Here is a 19,345-nt window from a genome sequence, read left to right on the forward strand (position 1 = left end):
TGGCCGTCAGCAGAGCCTGTGGCGGCTGCGCAGCCTGAGATGCTCCTCGGCCTCCAGGTTCGCCATGCGCAGCAGGTAGTCGAGCATGTCGAGGTGATGGCGCTGCGCCAGATGCGACAGGCTGGCCGTCACCTCGGCGATCAGCGCCGCCGCGGCGTCGGGGTCCTCCACCGTCACCTCGACGTCCGGGTCGCTTTTGTCCACTGCCTTGGCCAACAACCGTCACCCAGCATAAGGAATTTGACGAAAAACAACCTCAAAAGAGCACGATTCTCATCGTGCTCCGTACAACCTGATAGGTACTTCGCCGGTCGAACGCAATCGCCTTTCAACATCCCTCGATTTGACAGGAACCCCCTCACCACCCATGTTCGGGTCAACGCAGCCGGCGCGAATCCCGCGAAGCCAGCTTCAATCCTTCCACTAAGCCATTGGAAATACATGAATATCGTCATCGTGGAGTCGCCTGCCAAGGCCAAGACGATCAATAAGTATCTGGGCTCCTCCTACGAGGTTCTGGCCTCTTTCGGTCATGTCCGCGACCTTCCGGCCAAGAACGGTTCCGTCGATCCGGACGAGAATTTCCGCATGATCTGGGAGATCGATCCCAAGGCGGCCGGCCGACTCAACGATATCGCCAAATCGCTGAAGGGCGCTGACCGGCTGATTCTCGCCACCGACCCTGATCGCGAGGGCGAAGCGATTTCCTGGCATGTGCTGGAGGTGTTGAAGGAGAAGCGTGCGCTCAAGGATCAGAAGATCGAGCGCGTCGTCTTCAACGCCATCACCAAGCAGGCCGTCTCGGAGGCGATGAAGCATCCGCGCCAAATCGACGGCGCGCTGGTCGACGCCTACATGGCGCGCCGCGCACTCGATTACCTCGTGGGCTTCACTCTCTCTCCCGTGCTGTGGCGCAAGCTGCCGGGCGCCCGCTCGGCCGGGCGCGTGCAGTCGGTCGCGCTGCGCCTCGTCTGCGATCGCGAGCTCGAGATCGAGAAGTTCGTCCCGCGCGAATACTGGTCGCTGATCGCGACCTTGGCGACGCCGCGCGGTGACACCTTCGAGGCGCGCCTCGTCGGCGCAGACGGCAAGAAGATCCAGCGGCTCGACATCGGCACCGGCGCAGAGGCCGAGGATTTCAAGAACGCGCTCAATGCGGCGAGCTACACGGTCGCGACCGTCGACGCCAAGCCCGCGCGGCGCAACCCGCAGGCCCCCTTCACCACCTCGACCCTGCAGCAGGAGGCGAGCCGCAAGCTCGGCTTCGCGCCGGCGCACACGATGCGCATCGCGCAGCGTCTCTATGAGGGCATCGACATCGGCGGCGAGACCACCGGTCTCATCACCTATATGCGAACCGACGGCGTGCAGATCGACGGTTCGGCGATCACCCAGGCCCGCAAGGTGATCGGCGAGATCTACGGCAACAAATATGTGCCGGAGAGCCCGCGCCAGTACCAGGCCAAGGCCAAGAACGCCCAGGAAGCGCATGAAGCGATCCGCCCGACCGACCTGTCGCGCAAGCCGGCCGATCTGCGCAAGCGGCTCGATGACGACCAGGCCAAGCTCTATGAGCTGATCTGGACCCGTACGATCGCGAGCCAGATGGAATCCGCCGAGCTGGAGCGCACCACCGTCGACATCATCGCCAAGGCGGGCGCCCGCACCCTGGAGCTGCGCGCGACTGGCCAGGTCATCAAGTTCGACGGCTTCCTCGCCCTCTATCAGGAAGGCCGCGACGACGAGGAGGACGAGGACGGCCGCCGCCTGCCGCAGATGAGCCCGAACGAGCCGCTCAAGCGACAGAATCTCGCGGTCACCCAGCATTTCACCGAGCCGCCGCCGCGCTTCTCCGAGGCCTCGCTGGTCAAGCGCATGGAGGAGCTCGGCATCGGCCGACCCTCGACCTATGCCTCGATCCTACAGGTGCTGAAGGACCGCGGCTATGTGAAGCTCGAGAAGAAGCGGCTGCACGGCGAGGACAAGGGCCGCGTCGTCGTCGCGTTCCTGGAGAACTTCTTCCGCCGCTACGTCGAGTATGATTTCACGGCGGATCTCGAGGAGCAGCTCGACCGCATCTCCAACAACGAGATCGCCTGGCAGCAGGTCCTGAAGGATTTCTGGACCGGCTTCATCGGCGCCGTCGACGACATCAAGGACCTGCGCGTGGCGCAGGTGCTCGACGCGCTCGACGAGATGCTCGGGCCCCACATCTATCCGCCGCGCGACGACGGTGGCGATGTCCGGCAGTGCCCGACCTGCGGCACCGGACGGCTCAACCTCAAGGCCGGCAAGTTCGGCGCCTTCGTCGGCTGCTCGAACTATCCGGAATGCCGCTACACCCGCCCGCTCGCCGCCGACAGCGAGGCGACGGCCGATCGCGTGCTCGGCCAGGATCCGGACACCGGCCTAGACGTCGTCGTCAAGGCCGGCCGCTTCGGCCCCTACATCCAGCTCGGCGAGCAGAAGGATTACGCCGAGGGCGAGAAGCCGAAGCGCGCGGGCATCCCGAAAGGGACGTCGCCCGCAAGCCTCGAGCTCGACTATGCGCTGAAGCTGCTGTCGCTGCCACGTGAGGTGGGCATCCATCCGGAGACGGGTCTGCCGATCATCGCCAATCTCGGCCGCTTCGGGCCGTTCGTGAAGCACGACAAGACCTATGCGAGCTTGGAGGCGGGCGACGAGGTGTTCGACATCGGCCTCAACCGCGCCGTCACCCTGATCGCCGAGAAGATCGCCAAGGGACCGAGCAAGCGCTTCGGCGCCGATCCCGGCAAGGCGCTCGGCGACCATCCGTCGCTCGGCCCCGTCGCCGTCAAGGCCGGCCGCTACGGCGCCTATGTCACCGCCGGCGGCGTCAACGCCACCATTCCCGGCGACAAGGAGAAGGACACGATCACGCTGGCGGAGGCGATTGCGCTGCTCGACGAGCGCGCCGCCAAGGGCGGCGGCAAGAAGGCCAAGGGCAAGGCTGCGAAGCCGGCCAAGGCTGCCGGCAAGGCCAAGCCGAAGACCGGCGGTGACGACGACACGCCGAAGCCGGCGAAAAAGGCCGTGGCGAAGAAGGCGGCCGCCAAACCGAAATCAGACTCCACCAGCAAGGCGCGTGCGCCCGTCGCCAAGGCCGCCAAGACCTCGGCCAAGCCTGCGACCAAGGCGACGCCCAAGAAAAGCGCCGGCAAGGCCCGCGGATGAGAAAATGACCCAAAAGCGCGACATCGGCTTCCCTTCGCGGGAGGTCATCGTCGCCTTCATCCGCGCCAATCCGGGCAAGGTTGGCACCAAGGACATCGCCCGCGCATTCGGCCTGAAGAATGCCGATCGCGTCGCGCTCAAGCAGTTGCTGCGCGAGCTCGTCGCCGACGGCACGGTGAAGAAGAGCGGCCGCAAGAAGGTCGTCGAGACCGCGACACTGCCGGCCACGCTGGTCGCCGACATCACCGGGCGCGACAGCGACGGCGAATTGATCGCCAAGCCGGCCGAATGGGACGAGGCCGAACAGTCCGAGCCGCCGCGCATCCGCATCCACACGCCGCGTCATGCCGGGCCGGGCTCGGCCGCCGGCGTCGGTGACCGCGCGCTGCTGCGGGTCGAGCCGATCAAGGATGCCGAAGGCGTGGCCTATCGCGGCCGCGTGCTCAAGGTGCTCGATCAGGCGCGGCCGCGCGTGCTGGGCATTTTCCGCAGCAATCCCGGCGGCGGCGGCCGCCTCATTCCGGTCGACAAGAAGCAGGCCGGCCGCGAGCTCTCCATCGCCCCCGCCGACACCAAGGACGCCAAGGACGGCGATCTCATCAGCGTCGACCTGCTGCGTGGCCGTGGCTATGGCCTGCCCGCAGGACGCGTGAAGGAGCGCTACGGCTCGGTCGCCACCGAGAAGGCGATCAGCCTGATCGCGATCCATGCCCACGAGATCCCGATGGACTTCTCGGCCGCGGCGGTGGCCGAAGCCGAAGCCGCGCAGCCCGCGACCTTGAAGGGCCGGGAGGACTGGCGCGAGCTGCCGCTGGTCACAATCGATCCGCCCGATGCCAAGGACCACGACGACGCCGTTCATGCCGCGCCCGACCCCGATCCGAACAATGTCGGCGGCTTCATTGTCCACGTCGCCATCGCCGACGTCGCCTACTACGTGCGGCCGGGCTCGGCGCTCGATCGCGACGCGCTGATCCGCGGCAACTCGGTCTACTTCCCCGACCGCGTGGTGCCCATGCTGCCGGAGCGCATCTCCAACAATCTGTGCTCGCTGGTGCCGGGCGAGGCGCGCGGCGCGCTCGCCGTGCGCATGGTGCTCGGCGCCGACGGCCGCAAGCGGTCGCACTCGTTCCACCGCGTGCTGATGCGCTCGGCCGCAAAACTGTCCTATGCGCAGGCGCAGGCCGCGATCGATGGCAAGCCGGACGACGTCACCGGTCCCCTGCTCGAGCCGATCCTCACGCCGCTTTATGCGGCCTATGAGGTCGCCAAGCGCGGCCGCGACGCGCGCGATCCGCTCGACCTCGACATCCCCGAGCGCAAGATCCTGCTCAAGACCGACGGCACCGTCGATCGCGTCGTCGTGCCGGAGCGCCTCGACGCCCACAGGCTGATCGAGGAGTTCATGATCTCGGCCAACGTCGCCGCGGCCGAACTGCTGGAGAAGAAGGCGCTGCCCCTGATCTACCGCGTGCATGACGAGCCGACGGTGGAGAAGATCCATGCGCTGCAGGAGTTCCTGAAGACCCTCGACGTGCCCTTCGCCAAGAGCGGCGCGCTCAGGCCCTCGCTGTTCAACCGCGTGCTGACCCTGGTCGCCGGCCAGGACTACGAGCATCTCGTCAACGAGGTCGTGCTGCGCTCGCAGGCGCAGGCGGAATATTCGACGGACAATTACGGACATTTCGGCCTGAACCTGCGCCGCTACGCCCACTTCACCTCGCCCATTCGCCGCTACGCGGACCTCGTCGTGCACCGCGGCCTGCTGCGCGCGCTGAACCTCGGCGACGGCGCCCTGCCCGACAGCGAGACGCCGGATCATCTCGCCGAGGTCGCGGCGCAGATCTCGGTCACCGAGCGGCGCGCGATGAAGGCCGAGCGCGAGACCGCCGACCGGCTGATCGCCCATCACTTGGCCGACCGCATCGGCGCTACCTTCCAGGGCCGCATCTCCGGCGTCACCCGCGCGGGCCTGTTCATCAAGCTCGACGAGACCGGCGCCGACGGCCTGGTTCCGATCAGGACCCTCGGCACGGAATATTTCGACTATGACGAGACGCGGCACGCGCTGATCGGCCAGCGCAGCGGTGCCATGCACCGGCTGGGTGACGTCGTCGACGTGCGTCTGGTAGAAGCTCAGCCGGTGGCCGGCGCGCTGCGCTTCGAGCTCCTGACCCAGGCGGATGTCCTCGTTTCGCGGCATGGCCGCCGCGACCGGTCGAAGAGCAAGACGACCGTCAAGGCGAAGAGCAAGGCGACCAAGCGGGCCAAATCCGAGGCTCGTCCGAAGCACGAAGAAAAAAGCCGCAAGAAAAGCCAAAAGGCAGGGGCAAAACGCAAGCCCGGCACATCGAAGAAAGGCAGATCATGGACGCCATGAGTTCAACGCCCCACGCAATGCCGCAAACCTGGACACGTGACACCGGCCTCGCCGAGAAGCGCGACGTCTGGACCGCGATGAAGCGCGGCCTGCGCTGCCGCTGCCCGCGCTGCGGTGAGGGCAAGCTGTTCCGCGCCTTCCTGAAAGTCGCCGACAACTGCGACCGCTGCGGCCAGGATTTTTCCGGCCATCGCGCCGACGATCTTCCCGCCTATCTCGTGATCGTCATCGTCGGCCACATCATCGTGCCGCTGGTGCTCTCGATCGAGACCAACTACGCGCCGCCAGTGGCGCTGCAACTCGCGATCTATCTGCCGGTGACCTTGGTCGCCGCGCTCGCCTTGATTCAGCCGGTCAAGGGCGCCGTCGTCGGGCTGCAATGGGCCTTCCGCATGCACGGCTTCGACGACAATCCGGTGGAGGGCATTCCACCGGTGTGAGCATTCGACCGATCGACGAGCAAGAAAAAGGCGGGGAGGACATGAGCGAGACGGCACAGGCGACCGGCGCGCCGGCGGGCAAGCCCGCCGAGAAGGAAGCGGACCACCATCCCTACACCAAGCCAAGGGATGCGGCGACGCTGATCCTGGTCGATCGCAGCAGCGCTGTGCCGAAGGTGCTGGTCGGCAAGCGCCACGACAAGGTCGTGTTCATGCCGGGCAAGTTCGTCTTCCCCGGCGGCCGCGTCGACAAGACGGATCACCGCATCCCGGTCGCAGCGCCCATGCCGGCCGAGCTCGAAGCCAATCTGTTCAAGGGCAAGCCACAGACGACGGCGTCGCGCGCGAAGTCGCTGGCCGTCGCCGCGATCCGCGAGGCCTGCGAGGAAACCGGTCTCTGCCTGGGACGCAGGGTCGACGGCCCCGCACTGAAGCTTGAAGGTCCTTGGGCGCCATTCGCGCAGGCCGGCCTCCTGCCCGATCCCTCCGGCCTGTTCCTGATCGCCCGCGCCATCACCCCGCCCGGCCGCATCAAACGCTTCGACACCCGCTTCTTCACCGCCGATGCCTCCGCCATCACCCACCGCGTCGACGGCGTGATCCACGCCGATGCCGAGCTGGTCGAGCTGGTCTGGGTCGAGCTCGGCTCCAAGCCGCTCGCCGACCTGCACCCGATGACCAGGAACGTTCTCCACGAGCTCGACCGCCGCCTCGCCACCGGCCCGCTCCGCCACGACGCGCCGGTGCCGTTCTTCCATTTCTACGGCGGCAAGATGCAGAAGGACGTGCTGGGCGGTTGAGGCAATCCCCGGTATAGCGCCGCTACGATGCTCGGTCGTGAATGATCGCGGTCACCTCGATCTCGACGCGCGCCGTCGCAGGCGTGAGGCCTGCGACCTTCACGAGCGTGCTTGCAGGCCGAATCGTCCCGAAGGCTTCGCTATGCGCAAGGGCCACCGCATCGGTATCCGCCATGTCGGTCAAGTACACGACCGTACGCACCACGTGACGGAGCTCCGCTCCCGCCTTCTGCAGCGCTTCGGCGATAAGGCCGATTACGCTTTGCGCCTGCGCGTAGACGTCGCGATCCAAATCAGGACCGCGCGCAGTCGTTCCGGAGACGAAGATTTGCTCGCCAACGCGGACCGCGCGCGCATAGCCATAGACGTCCTCGAACGGATAGCCTGAGGAGATGTTCAGCCGGTCTGACACGCCGATGGCTCCCTTGTGAATGAGTGCGAAAGGCACTGTTGCCGTTCGTCCCTGCCAGAGGAGCAGGATACTCGGTGGATGCTGGTCGCGGCGAGTGGGCGGTCCACCCCCACAACAAAGTGTCGTCCCAGCGAACGCCGGGACCCATACCGCGGAATCTTTCGATCGGCCCGGATGGTCGAGACTGTGCCTCACATTCCCTTCACGGAGTATGGATCCCGGCGTTCGCCGGGATGACACCGTTGTTTGGATCGCTTGCTCGGCACGTCATTGGAATGAGCGTGCTACGTCCGCCACCAAAAACGAAATCGTGTTCTGCCGCCGATTGCTGACACGCATGGGCCGAGTTCCTATCTGCCCAAGACAGCAACCATCCGCGGACGACCCTTCATGGCCCCACGTCAACTCAAGCTCGGCGCTTTCATGCGCCCGGTCTCCATCCACACCGGCGCGTGGCGCTATCCCGGCGCCTGGCCGGACGCCAATTTCAACTTCGCGCATCTGAAGCAGCTGATCCGCAAGCTCGAGGCCGGCAAGTTCGACGCCTTCTTCATGGCCGATCACCTGGCCGTGCTGAACATGCCGATCAATGCGCTGAAGCGCAGCCACACCGTGACCTCGTTCGAGCCGTTCACGCTGCTCTCGGCGCTGTCGGCGGTCACCGAGCACATCGGGCTGATCGCGACGGGATCCACCACCTTCGACGAGCCCTATCACGTCGCCCGCCGCTTCGCCTCGCTCGATCACATCTCCGGCGGCCGCGCCGGATGGAATATCGTCACGACGTCCAATCCGGACGCCGCGCTGAATTTCGGCCTCGACGATCACATGGAGCACGCCGAGCGCTACAAGCGCGCCCGCGAGTTCTACGACGTCGTCACCGGCCTGTGGGACTCGTTCGCCGACGATGCCTTCGTGCACGACGTCGAGCAGGGTCTGTTCTTCGATCCCGACAAGATGCATGTGCTCGATCACAAGGGCAAATATCTGAAAGTCCGCGGCCCGCTGAACATCGCCCGTCCCGTGCAGGGCTGGCCCGTCATCGTGCAGGCGGGCGCCTCGGAGGACGGCAAGCAGCTCGCGGCCGAGACGGCGGAGGCCGTGTTCACCGGCGGCGGTAGCCTCGCCGACGGACAAAAGCTCTATGCCGACATCAAGGGCCGCATGGAAAAGGTCGGCCGCGATCCGGAGCATCTGAAGATCCTGCCCGGCGCCTTCGTCGTGGTCGGCGACAGCGTCGACGAGGCCAGGGAGAAGCGCGCTCTGCTCGACAGCAAGGTGCATTACGACAGCGCCATCGCCTCGCTCTCGGTCATCCTCGGCACCGACGCCTCCGGCTTCGATCCCGACGGCCCGCTGCCTGATATCCCCGAGACCAACGCCTCCAAGAGCGGCCGCCAGCGCCTGGTCGATGTCGCCGCGCGCGACAAGCTCACGGTGCGGCAACTGGCGCTGCGGGTCGGCGGCTATGGCGGTCTGTCCTTCGTCGGCACCGCGAGGACGATCGCCGACCAGATGCAGGAGTGGCTGGAAAGCCGTGGGTCGGACGGTTTCAACATCATGTTCCCGTTCCTGCCGGCCGGGCTCGACGACTTCGTCGACAAGGTGATTCCCGAGCTGCAGCGCCGCGGGATCTTCCGGACGGCGTATGAGGGGCCGACCTTGCGGGACAATCTCGGCCTGCCCAGACCGAAAAACCGCTTCTTCGCGGCCTAGGGCCCCCAGAATCTGGCCCTCAAACCTTGACTTTGGGGGCTGGCTGGGTAGGTTGCCGGCCAACGGCGCCCCCTCTTTGGCCGGTGCCCACCCCCGATCCCGATTCCAGAGGTTCAAGACATGGCCAAAGCGGTCACCATCAAGGTCAAGCTCGTGTCGACGGCCGACACCGGCTTCTATTACGTTGCCAAGAAGAACTCGCGCACCATGACCGACAAGATGGTCAAGAAGAAGTATGACCCGGTTGCGCGCAAGCACGTCGAATTCCGCGAAGCCAAGATCAAGTAAGATCGCGGTCTGCTGCGACTTCAACGGGGCCGTTTCGGCCCCGTTTTTTATTGCGCGCGATGCAGCCACTGGATGCGGCCGGAGCCGTCCCGCATCGGATCGGTCCACTCGCCGCGGTCGAATCTCCGTTCCCGACTTAAGGAGCCATCAACCAAACCTGTGCGATTTTGGGGTAGCGACGCACCCGCGAGTCTCGCAGCGTCTCCCTCCTTATCTTACCGGCAGACCAGCGATGACCGATCTTCAGACTTTGCAATCCCGTCTCGATTTTATCGGCATCGACAATGCGACCAGAGAGGCGCTGCGGGAGCTGCGGCCGCTGATCGGCAAGGTGCTGCCTGGGCTGCTGGAGCAGTTCTACGCCCATGTCGGCAAGTACCCGCATCTCGCCAAGATGTTCTCCACCCCGGCCGCCATGCGGCACGCCAAGCAGGCCCAGCACGATCATTGGATGTCGCTGGCGACCGCGAAGTTCGACGATGCCTATGTGAAGTCGGTGACCCGGATCGGGATGGCCCACAACCGGATGGGGCTGGAGCCGCGCTGGTACATCGCCGGCTATTCGCTGATCGTCACCGGGCTGCAGAAGGCGATCGAGACGGAGATCGCGGACGGCTGGTTCGGGGGCCAGTCGGCCCGCGAGAAGAAGGCCGCACTGCAGGCTGCGATCACCAAGGCGGCGATGATCGACATGGATCTCGCCATCTCGGTCTATCTCGATGCGGCCAAGACGGAGCAGCACGTCGCGATGCAGCGCATGGCCGACGAGTTCGAAGCCACCGTCGGCCAGATCATCAACAAGGTTCATGCCGACGCGCGCACGCTCGAGGTCTCGGCCAACACGCTGACCAAGACCGCCGAGCAGACCCAGCAGCTGTCGTCCAGCGCCGCTTCCGCCTCGGGCCAGGTCTCGACCAACGTGCAATCGGTCGCCTCGGCCGCGGAGGAAATGACCTCCTCGGTCCATGAGATCGGCCGCCAGGTCAGGGAATCGACCACCATCGCCAAGGAGGCCGTGCGCCAGATCGAGCAGACGGACGTCGGCATCAGCGAGCTGTCACGCACCGCCGAGCGTATCGGCGACGTGCTCAAGCTGATCACCTCGATCGCCGCCCAGACCAACCTGCTGGCGCTGAACGCCACCATCGAGGCGGCGCGCGCCGGCGACGCCGGCCGCGGCTTCGCGGTGGTTGCCTCCGAGGTCAAGGCGCTGGCGTCGCAGACCGCCAAGGCCACCGAGGAGATCGGCCAGCAGATCGAAGGCATCCAGAACGCGACGCAGTCCTCGGTCGCCTCGATCAAGCAGATCGGCGGCACCATCCAGCAGATCTCGGAGATCGCCGCCGGCATCGCCGCCGCCGTCGAGCAGCAGGGCGCGGCGACGGGGCAGATCTCGCGCAACGTCCAGGAGGTCGCCGGCGGCACCGCGCGAGTCGCCGGCAACATCGACGACGTCAGCAAGGGGGCCAGCGCCACCGGCACCGCCTCGTCCCAGGTGCTGTCCTCCGCGCACTCGCTGTCGCGGGAGAGCGATCACCTCAAGGACGAGCTGGACAAGTTCCTGCGCAAGGTGCGCGCGGCGTAGCCGTGTTCAGCTGAACCGTCGAGCGCATCAGCGCGAGCGTCATAGCCACTCTTCCGCGCCGTAAGATCGGCGGATCACGCTGGGCTGATCCGCCGGACGCACCAGGCGTGCTACATCCCGTGGCTCTGGAACACCGCCGCGCAGCGCTTGCTCAGCTTGGCCCGATTCTGCGTCAGACAATTCTGGACCCCGAAGTCGTCGCCGAGCTGAGTGCGGCAGAAGCGCTTGGCGTCGGGTGCGCACGCCTTCTGCTCCTGCGGCGTGCCCATATGGGCCAGCGCGAATGACGGCAGAACGGACAGCGACACGGCAACCGCAAATATCAGCTTCTTCATCGGGGCTCCTCCTTGGGGCCCAGACAAACGCCTGCGGCGGCGGGCGGTTCCGACGACGTTCGATGCAGAACGGCCGCGCATCGCCCTGCGCTGGTCCGCTCCTCAGACCGCAACCGGACACGCGCGCGACAGCGCGGCGCGGGCGAGCAGCCGCGTCGAGTCCAACGTCGGCAAGGACGAGTTGGTGTCGTCGATGATGAGCGGAATTTCGGTACAGCCGAGCACGACCGCGTCGCAGCCCCGCGCCTTCAGCCGCACGATGATCGCCTGAAACGCGGCGATGGATGACGGCTCGAAGCGGCCGCAGACGAGCTCATCCATGATGATGCGGTTCGCCGTGATACGGTCGGCCTCGTCCGGGCGCTCGAAGGCGAGGCCGTTCGCGGCCAGGCTGTCGGGATAGACATTGCTATCGACCAGCCACTTCGTACCGGTGATGCCGACACGGCTGTAGCCTCTCCTGGCCGCCTCCTTGGCGACCTCGTCCGCGATGTGCAGCCACGGCAGCGGCGAGCGCGGCAGCACGAGCGGCAGCGCCTGGTGGATGGTGTTGTCCGGGCAGATCAGGAAATCCGCGCCGGCCGCCGCGAGCTTGCGGGCCGAGGCCAGCATCAGCTCGGCCACGCCTGCGAGATCGCCGCGATCGAGACATGTCACGTAGTCGGCGAGCGACGGCGTGTGCATCGACACCTCGGGATGCGCATGCGGCCCGAGGACGCCGGCTCCCTCCTTGCAGATGGTGCGATAGCAAAGCGCGGCGCCCTCGGCGGAGCAGCCGACGATCCCGATATGTTGCGTCATCTGACATGGCCTCCTCTCGCGATTCTCCGCGGATGATGGTCGAGAGACGCGCGATCTCTCCTCCCTCATTGCGAACGCAGCAATCCAGGCTCGTCCCGCAGACGGACTCTGGATTGCGTCGCTGCGCGCGCAAGGACGTTGTGGCAACGGCTCGCTGAGCAGGCAAGCCCGCGCTTTGGAACAAGCCATGGCATCGCGAGGGCGGATCACGCGGATCCGCCCTGCCGACGACCACCGTAACGTCGAGCGCCGGCTCGCGCGCAGCTACATCACGCCGCGGGACATCATCAGATGCGCCGTGCTCCGCTTGAACCGTTCGAGAGCGCGGTGCGCGGCGATGTGGTCGATGTCGCCTCGAGTCAGGCCGATATCAATCAGTTGCGCCTCGCTCAGGTCACGCAGATCGACTCTCATCCGCCTGAGCCGGCGGCCCTCCTGAAACACCAGCCAATAGCGCGCCAGCCGGCCGAGCAATCCCGGCGCTGCTGCGCCCGGCGGCCCGGCGGCGTCCTTTTCCGACACCGCATCACGCAGCACCGTGATGGACGCGGACGGTCGCGGCGCGGCTTGCACGCCACGTACAGCGTTCGTCGCTGCGGCCATGGGACGATCGAGACCGGGAGCGGCGCCATCGCGCGCGATCTCGGCAGTGAGGTTGGTCTGGGGCGGCATCGGATGCTCCTGCTGTTGTGCCGGCAGGGAGCGTGGCCAAACAAAAGGCCCCGTCCGATGCCGGCGGGGCCTGGTGGAATGATCGTGTCGTCGAAAACCTAGCGCACGACTCCTCCCACGGCCCGGCTGCAGCGGGTCGTATGTTTGCGGTTGGAGCGGCGCACGACATTGATCATGGTTTGTAGCTACCACGATGATTGCGCCAGATCAAGGCATGTAGTTCCTGCGCTCGCAGATGAGCACCTATGCGAGGCTTGTGTTCTGCCGAACTCCGCGCACACGACGTCTCCGGCAGAAAGTGTCCAGAAGGAAGCGCGATCTCACCTCCGTCATTGCGAGCGCAGCGAAGCAATCCAGCGTCGTGTGCGGGACCCTGGATTGCTTCGCTGACGCTCGCAATGACGTCGCGGCGACCATCTCGCGCTGTTGGTCGACCGTCCCTGCATCGCCACGGCCTGCGACCGACTACATTCCCCTCCGCGAGACGCCGCCCAGATATCGCGGGTCGTCCCTCAGGCTCTCGAGCATCCGCAGCGCGGCGATGTGCTCGATCTCGGCACGCGTGATGCCGATATCCGTGAGTTCGCGTTCGCTCAGCTCATACAGGCTGTCCCGCACAGTCTTGCGGCGCTGCCGTTCTTGAAGGGCGCGCCAGCACCAGCCGATCAGGCGGATGACCAGCCAAGTCGGCGTGGCCGGCGGACCGGCCGCGTCCTTTTCCGACAACACCTCTCGCAAGGCTGCGATCGACGCTTCGGACTGCGTCGATGGCTGCACGCTGCTGATCGCGCCGGTGACTGATGCGATCGAGAGATCGACGTTGAGCCCTGACACATGCGCAGCGTCGATCGTCGCGTTGGTCTGATGGGGTGGCATCCTGTGCTCCTGCTGTTATGCCGGCAGGGAGCGTGGCCAAACAAAAGGCCCCGTCCGATGCCGGCGGGGCCTGGTGAGAACATCGCGTCGTCGATCTCCTAGCGCGCGACTCCTTCCATGGCCCGGCCGAAGCCGGTCATGTGATCGAAGTTGACGATGCGGATCGATGTGCTCATGGGACCTGGATACCACCAATATCGGATAAAATCAAGAGCTGTTCCGTATGATGGCACATCTCTGAGGCGAGTATTTCGAACCGATGAGTTTGCGACGTGTCGTAGGGCGGATTAGCGCAGCGTAATCCGCCATTACACGGGCGGACAAGCGGCGGATTACGCTGCGCTAATCCGCCCTACGCAGTTTATCCGCCCAGCCGACGTTCGGGGCATCCCCTTGCAACCCACCCCGCAGCATCGCCCCAACCGATGACGACGTCGTGGTGATTACAGCAGAGGAGGTAACTGGCGTCCTTGTCGGAGACGTAAAATTCCATTGGCGGGCACTCCTCCAGGACACGTAGCAGATCCGCCCCGTTACGGAATGTCCAACACGCGCTCGCCCCCGCCACAATCATCACACATTCGCGCCTGCCGACATACGTCGGGATCAGTTGCCATCCGTCCGTCCTGTGCAGGCCCTGGGGCGCCTCGGAATTGTCCCAGGGCACGTGACCAAGAACATTCACACCGAGACGATCGCGTAGCAGCATCGCCATCGCACGCCGCTGCTCATCATCGAGCAAAGCAGCGACGACCTGTGTTTCGTTGATTGCCCGGGAGATATGGTCAAGCATCGTGATGCTGTTCCAACTGGCCCGATATCGCCTCGCAGGTGTTCCAGCGGATCACGCCGCGCAGATCCACCCTACGGCACTGCCCGAGTGGCTATGAAACGATCCTCGATGAAGCCAGCCAACCAGGCGGCAACACCTCCCAACAGTCCCATCACAAAGGGGTTGGCTTCGACGCCGAAGACGTGAAGGATCGGGAGTCCGCACACCATCAACCCACCAGTCAGAGCGCCAATACGAAGCGGCCTCATCTGTTTCCCCTGAGATCGCGGATGACCTTGGTAACGCATGTTAGCACGAGATAACTGAAGCTCGTAAGCCTATCAACGCCAGCGTGAAAATCATTGGTCATCCTGGAGCTTCGCGCGATCGGAAGTCGATCCTGTCCTCGGCAGTCTCCGGGACTGTCCTGCTCCGAAATACGAACTTCTCAAATAATCTCAACGTGATCGCCGTGGCCGCTCTCCGACCCGCATTTCTCACTTTCTTTTTTTCAGAATACATGCTACACGTCGCCCATCCCACCTCGCCACGAGGGGCGCATCGCGATCGTCACGAGCGTGAGGTGGGCTGCGGTGGGCGTGTCGGGGTGCAGCGTGGCTTGGCCGCGCGGACGAACATCCTGATGCGCACGGTGAAGCCGTGTGGTCCTGGCCTCCCGGTGCTGAGGCCAAGCGGGCGCTGCGACGAAGCGCGCTCGCGACGGGGGCAAGAACGCCGGTCCCCGGGGAGAGCGCGGAGTAAGCCGTAAAGCCATCGCGCAGGGAGGGCCGGATGTCCGGCTCGTACCTGTGGTTCTGCCGCGTGCTTTTTTCTGCACGCGGACCATGGGTGGTGTGCCGAGTATGAACGACAGCTTGGAGGTGGAAGTCCTCTATCCAGCCTGATGGCGGCGAAGGATTAGCGAAGCGCAAGGGCGTCATCGCGAGGTGGGGTCTGAAGACAGCGTGGAGCAAAGCCGCGGCCCGATGAACAAACATCGGATGTGAGGCCTACCCGGCCGGACGAGCGAGCCACCAATCGCGAAGTCCACGGTCATCAAGGGGCGGGGTGGTAGATCCGACGGGCATGCGGTGAAGGCGGTCGGTCTTACCTCGGGAGATCTGCGTCGTGTCCCGGCAACGGGACTGAGGTCGTTGCAAGGCGATCTGAACGCGACGCAGAAGTCAGCAGAGGGCATAGTAGGCGGCAGCGTACCGCCGAAGGCCCGAACGATGGAAGTTCTGGTGGAGCGGTGATCTCGCACGACCCAATGCGGCAGGAAGCTCAGAGCAATCTGAACCCTCGCCCCGGACCGAGGGGTGAAGCCCCGCGGGCCGGCGCCGGGGCGGCCGAAGCTCGCGCGGCGAAAGCCTGTCTCGATCAGACGGCGGTCGCGGGACCGTCGATGGAAAGGATCGTCGCACGTGAGAACCTGAAGAAGGCATTGGACCGAGTGAAGCGCAACAAGGGCGCGGCGGGGGTCGACGGGATGACCGTGGATGATCTGCCGGCCTACCTGAAGGTGAACTGGCTCGCGATCCGCGCCCAACTGCTCGACGGCACCTACAAGCCGCAGCCGGTGCGGCGTGTCGAGATTCCGAAGGCATCGGGCGGCGTCAGGCTGCTCGGCATCCCGACGGTGCTCGACCGCTTCATCCAGCAGGCGGTTCTGCAGGTGCTGCAAAGCGAATGGGATCGGACGTTCTCCGAGACGAGCTTCGGCTTCCGGCCGGGCCGCTCGGCGCATCAGGCGGTGGCGAAGGCGCAGACCTACATTGCGTCCCGGCACGCGGTCGTGGTGGATATCGATCTGGAGAAGTTCTTCGACCGGGTCAATCACGACATCCTGATGGGGCTGGTCGCCAAGCGGGTTGCCGACAAGCGACTCCTGAAGCTGATCCGCGGCTTCCTGACTGCGGGCGTGCTGGAGGGAGGGCTGGTCAGCCCGACGGAGGAAGGAACGCCGCAAGGCGGGCCGCTCTCGCCGCTGCTGTCGAACCTGATGCTGGACGTGCTGGACAAGGAGCTGGAGAGGCGAGGTCATCGCTTCGTGCGCTATGCCGACGACTGCAACATCTATGTGCGCAGTCGGAAGGCGGGCGAGCGGGTGATGGCGAGCATCGAGAGATTCCTGGAACGGCGCCTCGAGCTCAAGGTGAACAGGGCCAAGAGCGCGGTCGCCAGACCGAGCCACCGCAAGTTCCTGGGCTTCAGCTTTACGCAGGGGAAGAAGCCGCGCCGGCGCATCGCGCCTGAGGCCATTGCCCGTTGCAAGGCGAGAGTTCGGGAGCTGACGGGGCGACAGTCTGGCCGAAGCCTGGAGCAGATCATCGAGAAGCTGGCGCTGTATCTGAAGGGATGGCGCGGCTACTTCGGGTTCTGCGAGACGCCGTCGGTGTTGCGCAAGCTCGATGAGTGGATCAGGCGGCGGTTGCGCGCCGTCGTCTGGACCCAATGGAAGTGCGGTCCTACTCGCTTCGACGAGCTGCGACGCCGCGGCGTCGACCGGGAGACGGCGCTTAAAACCGCCGGCAACCCACGTGGTCCCTGGCGGCTCGCCAACAGCGCCGCACTGGCCAACGCTCTGCCAAGGTCCTTGTTCGCCTCACTCGGCCTGCCTTTCCTCGCAGCCCGCAAAGCCGCTTAATCCGCCGAACCGCCGTATACGTGATCCGTATGTACGGTGGTGTGGGAGGGGTGGAGTCGCGAGACTCCCCCCTATCCCGATAGGCCTTCACCCGGCATTCCCTGCGCCCTCTGTTCTCGACGAGGGCTTTGAATGGCAAAGCTCGGGCGCGGATGCGTGGCGAGGACGACATGTCATGTACGGAAGCCTGCCGTCCGACCCCGCCGTTACTTTGGCGCAACGACGTCGTACGCACGCCCGATAACCTGCAGCGCGCGTGGCCGTCCTTCGAGACGCAGGCCTGCGGCGTGCTCCTCAGGACGAGATCCGTGGTCTTGGCGCGGTCTTTGAGAGATCTTGGCGAAGCTCTCAACCCTCATGCTGAGGAGCGCCGCTTGCGGCGCGTCTCGAAGCACGAGGCCCGGAGCGGCTCGATGGCAGATGGAGGCCGTTGGACAGATGCGCCGCAGCTTCAGCCGAGGACAGAAAGATCGGAGCCGCCCTGCCCCTCAGCGGCCGCGGCCGGCGGCTTGCGGCAGGAACGGCGCCGGCTGATGCACGGGGGCGATCGCCACCGCGCGGTTGCGGCCCTCGTTCTTGGCGCGGTAGAGCGCGGTGTCGGCGCGCTTCATGACGTCGGCGATCGGCTCGCCCTTCTGCTCCAGGGTCGACAGCCCGATCGAGGTCGTGACCTCGATGCGCTTCTCGCCCTTGTGCACCGAGAACGGCTCGTTGGCGACCGAGCGCCGCAGCCGCTCGGCGACCATGCCGGCGACGTGCAAATCGGTCTCGGGCATCACGATCACGAACTCCTCGCCGCCATAGCGGCAGGCGAGATCGATGCCGCGGATCGACTTGCGCACGCGCATGGCGAACTCGCGCAGCACGTCGTCCCCGGCATCATGGCCGTAGTTGTCGTTGATCGACTTGAAGTAGTCGATATCGAGCATCATCAGCGCCAGCGGTTTGCCGCGGCTCGCCGCCTGGTCGGCCAAGGTCGCCAGATGCGTCTCCATGTAGCGGCGATTATGCAGGCCGGTCAGCGCGTCGGTGATCGCCATCTCGATCGAGTTCTGCACGTTGTCGCGCAGGTGGTCGGTGTAACGGCGCTTGCGGATCTGGGTGCGCGCCCGCGCCATCAGCTCGTTCTTGTCGACCGGGCGCAAGAGATAGTCATTGACCCCGATTTCCAAGCCGCGCAGCAACCGCGAATTGTTCTCCGCCTCGGCGATGGCGAGGATCGGCACGTGCCGGGTGCGCTCCAGCGAGCGCAGCTGGCTGCACAGCCGCAGGCCGTCGTAGTCGTTCAGGTCGAGCGAGACGATGACGAGGTCATAATTGCCTTCGGCGGCGTTGAACACGGCCTCGGCGGGATTGGTCTCGACATCGACGGCATGCTCGGTCGCCAGCATCGGCCCGAGCCGCTCGTAGGACGACGGCCGGTCGTCGACCAGCAGCACCTTGCCGCCCCTGCCGCCGTCGGCGACCGCATTGCGCTCGGGCGCCTGCACGCCGATCTCAAGCGAGGTCAGCGCGCGCATGCGCAGCTCGTCCGTCATCATCTTCAGCCGCGTCAGCGAGCGCACGCGCGCGATCAGCACGACGTCGGAGACGGGCTTGGTCAGGAAGTCGTCGGCGCCGGCCTCCAGGCCGCGCACGCGGTCGGACGGGCTGTCGAGCGCCGTCACCATGACAACCGGAATGAAATGCGTGGCCGGATTCGTCTTCAGCCGGCGGCAGACCTCGAAGCCGTCCATGTCCGGCATCATGACGTCGAGCAGGATGATGTCGCATTCGGCGCGCTGGCAGATCTGCAGCGCCTCGGCGCCGTTCGCGGCGGTCAGCACGTCGAAATACTCGGCCGACAGCCGCGCCTCCAACAGCTTGACGTTGGCCGGGACGTCGTCGACCACAAGGATACGCGCGGACACTGCAGAAACTCCTTAGCCGATGAAGCGGCGTACCGTTTCAATGAATTTTCCGACCGAGATCGGTTTGGAAAGATAGGCTTCGCAGCCACCCTCGCGGATGCGCTCCTCGTCGCCCTTCATGGCAAAGGCCGTCACTGCCACCACCGGGATGGCACGCAAATCCGGATCGTCCTTGATCCATTTCGTCACTTCCAGGCCCGAGACCTGCGGCAGCTGGATGTCCATCAGGATCAGATCGGGGCGAGTCCGGCGCACGATGTCGAGCGCCTCCACGCCGCTGGACGTCCCGGACGTCTGGTACCCGTGGGCTTCCAACAGATCGCGGAAGAGCTTCATGTTGAGCTCGTTGTCCTCCACGATCAGGACGGTCTTGCCCATCCGCCCCTCCGAATCACTGACACCGGCATGCCCTCTGGCGGACGCCTGTCCACCGCTACTCATCTAATTCAAACTAGCCCCAGATTCGTTCTAACCCGTTAAGTCGGTATTCGATCTTTCCCCGAGATGGTTTCCACT

At 65.4% G+C, this 19,345-nt stretch carries 17 protein-coding genes; 8 read left to right on the forward strand and 9 right to left on the reverse strand.

Annotation, left to right across the window (positions count from 1 at the left end):
• Window positions 1–6: 6 nt before the first annotated feature.
• Window positions 7–216, reverse strand: coding sequence for a hypothetical protein (locus QX121_RS19825; RefSeq protein WP_315740362.1), 210 nt, complete (start codon window positions 214–216; stop codon window positions 7–9).
• Window positions 217–441: 225 nt separating this feature from the next.
• On the opposite strand from QX121_RS19825, the gene topA reads away from it, so the two are divergent.
• The 4 genes from topA to QX121_RS19845 are packed head-to-tail and all read left to right on the forward strand — an operon-like array spanning window position 442 to window position 6,815.
• Window positions 442–3,195: a type I DNA topoisomerase gene (gene topA / locus QX121_RS19830; RefSeq protein ID WP_315812823.1), complete on the forward strand. Its 2,754-nt coding sequence runs from the start codon at window positions 442–444 to the stop codon at window positions 3,193–3,195.
• Between the two features lie 4 nt (window positions 3,196–3,199).
• On the forward strand, window positions 3,200–5,575 hold the full coding sequence (rnr, locus tag QX121_RS19835) for a ribonuclease R (protein ID WP_315812824.1): 2,376 nt from the start codon (window positions 3,200–3,202) through the stop codon (window positions 5,573–5,575).
• Window positions 5,572–6,015, forward strand: a complete 444-nt coding sequence (locus QX121_RS19840) for a DUF983 domain-containing protein (protein WP_315740298.1) — start codon at window positions 5,572–5,574, stop codon at window positions 6,013–6,015. Before rnr ends, QX121_RS19840 begins: the two co-directional genes overlap by 4 nt.
• A gap of 41 nt (window positions 6,016–6,056) precedes the next feature.
• A complete protein-coding gene (locus tag QX121_RS19845; RefSeq protein WP_315740299.1) occupies window positions 6,057–6,815 on the forward strand; it encodes an NUDIX domain-containing protein in 759 nt (252 codons plus the stop codon).
• A gap of 22 nt (window positions 6,816–6,837) precedes the next feature.
• Here the strand turns inward: QX121_RS19845 and QX121_RS19850 are convergent, their stop codons facing one another.
• On the reverse strand, window positions 6,838–7,227 hold the full coding sequence (locus tag QX121_RS19850; RefSeq protein WP_315740300.1) for a RidA family protein: 390 nt from the start codon (window positions 7,225–7,227) through the stop codon (window positions 6,838–6,840).
• A 390-nt stretch (window positions 7,228–7,617) separates the two neighbouring features.
• Here QX121_RS19850 and QX121_RS19855 point away from each other — a divergent pair, with 390 nt between their 5' ends.
• The 3 genes from QX121_RS19855 (at window position 7,618) to QX121_RS19865 (ending at window position 10,816) form a co-directional block, all read left to right on the forward strand.
• Complete coding sequence (locus QX121_RS19855; RefSeq protein WP_315775221.1) at window positions 7,618–8,943, forward strand: LLM class flavin-dependent oxidoreductase; 1,326 nt, start codon at window positions 7,618–7,620, stop codon at window positions 8,941–8,943.
• A gap of 120 nt (window positions 8,944–9,063) precedes the next feature.
• A complete protein-coding gene (rpmG, locus tag QX121_RS19860) occupies window positions 9,064–9,231 on the forward strand; it encodes a 50S ribosomal protein L33 (RefSeq protein WP_015666342.1) in 168 nt (55 codons plus the stop codon).
• Window positions 9,232–9,463: 232 nt separating this feature from the next.
• Window positions 9,464–10,816, forward strand: a complete 1,353-nt coding sequence (locus tag QX121_RS19865; protein WP_315773121.1) for a globin-coupled sensor protein — start codon at window positions 9,464–9,466, stop codon at window positions 10,814–10,816.
• A 110-nt stretch (window positions 10,817–10,926) separates the two neighbouring features.
• Here the strand turns inward: QX121_RS19865 and QX121_RS19870 are convergent, their stop codons facing one another.
• From QX121_RS19870 to QX121_RS19890, 5 genes are all read right to left on the reverse strand, one after another.
• Window positions 10,927–11,151, reverse strand: a complete 225-nt coding sequence (locus tag QX121_RS19870; RefSeq protein ID WP_315812825.1) for a hypothetical protein — start codon at window positions 11,149–11,151, stop codon at window positions 10,927–10,929.
• Between the two features lie 102 nt (window positions 11,152–11,253).
• Window positions 11,254–11,952: an aspartate/glutamate racemase family protein gene (locus QX121_RS19875; RefSeq protein WP_315812826.1), complete on the reverse strand. Its 699-nt coding sequence runs from the start codon at window positions 11,950–11,952 to the stop codon at window positions 11,254–11,256.
• A 264-nt stretch (window positions 11,953–12,216) separates the two neighbouring features.
• The gene (locus QX121_RS19880; protein ID WP_315740305.1) at window positions 12,217–12,624 is read right to left on the reverse strand and encodes a DUF1127 domain-containing protein; all 408 of its coding nucleotides are present in this window, start codon (window positions 12,622–12,624) and stop codon (window positions 12,217–12,219) included.
• A gap of 465 nt (window positions 12,625–13,089) precedes the next feature.
• Window positions 13,090–13,500, reverse strand: coding sequence for a DUF1127 domain-containing protein (locus QX121_RS19885; protein ID WP_315759657.1), 411 nt, complete (start codon window positions 13,498–13,500; stop codon window positions 13,090–13,092).
• A 361-nt stretch (window positions 13,501–13,861) separates the two neighbouring features.
• Window positions 13,862–14,293, reverse strand: coding sequence for a hypothetical protein (locus tag QX121_RS19890; protein ID WP_315797995.1), 432 nt, complete (start codon window positions 14,291–14,293; stop codon window positions 13,862–13,864).
• 1,249 nt (window positions 14,294–15,542) lie between these two features.
• Between QX121_RS19890 and ltrA the strand changes: the two genes are divergently transcribed.
• Window positions 15,543–16,919 carry a group II intron reverse transcriptase/maturase gene (gene ltrA, locus QX121_RS19895; RefSeq protein ID WP_409997696.1) on the forward strand — a complete coding sequence of 459 codons (1,377 nt, stop codon included), beginning with the start codon at window positions 15,543–15,545 and terminating at the stop codon, window positions 16,917–16,919.
• A 488-nt stretch (window positions 16,920–17,407) separates the two neighbouring features.
• Here the strand turns inward: ltrA and QX121_RS19900 are convergent, their stop codons facing one another.
• Together QX121_RS19900 and QX121_RS19905 are read right to left on the reverse strand one after the other, a co-directional pair.
• On the reverse strand, window positions 17,408–18,829 hold the full coding sequence (locus QX121_RS19900; RefSeq protein WP_315812827.1) for a PleD family two-component system response regulator: 1,422 nt from the start codon (window positions 18,827–18,829) through the stop codon (window positions 17,408–17,410).
• A 12-nt stretch (window positions 18,830–18,841) separates the two neighbouring features.
• A complete protein-coding gene (locus QX121_RS19905; protein WP_008964019.1) occupies window positions 18,842–19,207 on the reverse strand; it encodes a response regulator in 366 nt (121 codons plus the stop codon).
• Between the last annotated feature and the right edge of the window lie 138 nt (window positions 19,208–19,345).

This window comes from Bradyrhizobium sp. SZCCHNR2028 (assembly GCF_032380995.1).
In the GTDB taxonomy this organism is placed as follows: Bacteria; Pseudomonadota; Alphaproteobacteria; order Rhizobiales; family Xanthobacteraceae; genus Bradyrhizobium.

Coding starts and splice junctions, on each gene's coding strand:
- QX121_RS19875 (WP_315812826.1), bottom strand. CDS start 11,952: ATGACGCAACATATCGGGATCGTCGGCTGCTCCGCCGAGGGCGCCGCG.
- QX121_RS19865 (WP_315773121.1), top strand. CDS start 9,464: ATGACCGATCTTCAGACTTTGCAATCCCGTCTCGATTTTATCGGCATC.
- QX121_RS19840 (WP_315740298.1), top strand. CDS start 5,572: ATGAGTTCAACGCCCCACGCAATGCCGCAAACCTGGACACGTGACACC.
- QX121_RS19890 (WP_315797995.1), bottom strand. CDS start 14,293: ATGCTTGACCATATCTCCCGGGCAATCAACGAAACACAGGTCGTCGCT.
- topA (WP_315812823.1), top strand. CDS start 442: ATGAATATCGTCATCGTGGAGTCGCCTGCCAAGGCCAAGACGATCAAT.
- rnr (WP_315812824.1), top strand. CDS start 3,200: ATGACCCAAAAGCGCGACATCGGCTTCCCTTCGCGGGAGGTCATCGTC.
- rpmG (WP_015666342.1), top strand. CDS start 9,064: ATGGCCAAAGCGGTCACCATCAAGGTCAAGCTCGTGTCGACGGCCGAC.
- QX121_RS19870 (WP_315812825.1), bottom strand. CDS start 11,151: ATGAAGAAGCTGATATTTGCGGTTGCCGTGTCGCTGTCCGTTCTGCCG.
- QX121_RS19855 (WP_315775221.1), top strand. CDS start 7,618: ATGGCCCCACGTCAACTCAAGCTCGGCGCTTTCATGCGCCCGGTCTCC.
- QX121_RS19845 (WP_315740299.1), top strand. CDS start 6,057: ATGAGCGAGACGGCACAGGCGACCGGCGCGCCGGCGGGCAAGCCCGCC.
- QX121_RS19880 (WP_315740305.1), bottom strand. CDS start 12,624: ATGCCGCCCCAGACCAACCTCACTGCCGAGATCGCGCGCGATGGCGCC.
- ltrA (WP_409997696.1), top strand. CDS start 15,543: ATGCGGCAGGAAGCTCAGAGCAATCTGAACCCTCGCCCCGGACCGAGG.
- QX121_RS19905 (WP_008964019.1), bottom strand. CDS start 19,207: ATGGGCAAGACCGTCCTGATCGTGGAGGACAACGAGCTCAACATGAAG.
- QX121_RS19885 (WP_315759657.1), bottom strand. CDS start 13,500: ATGCCACCCCATCAGACCAACGCGACGATCGACGCTGCGCATGTGTCA.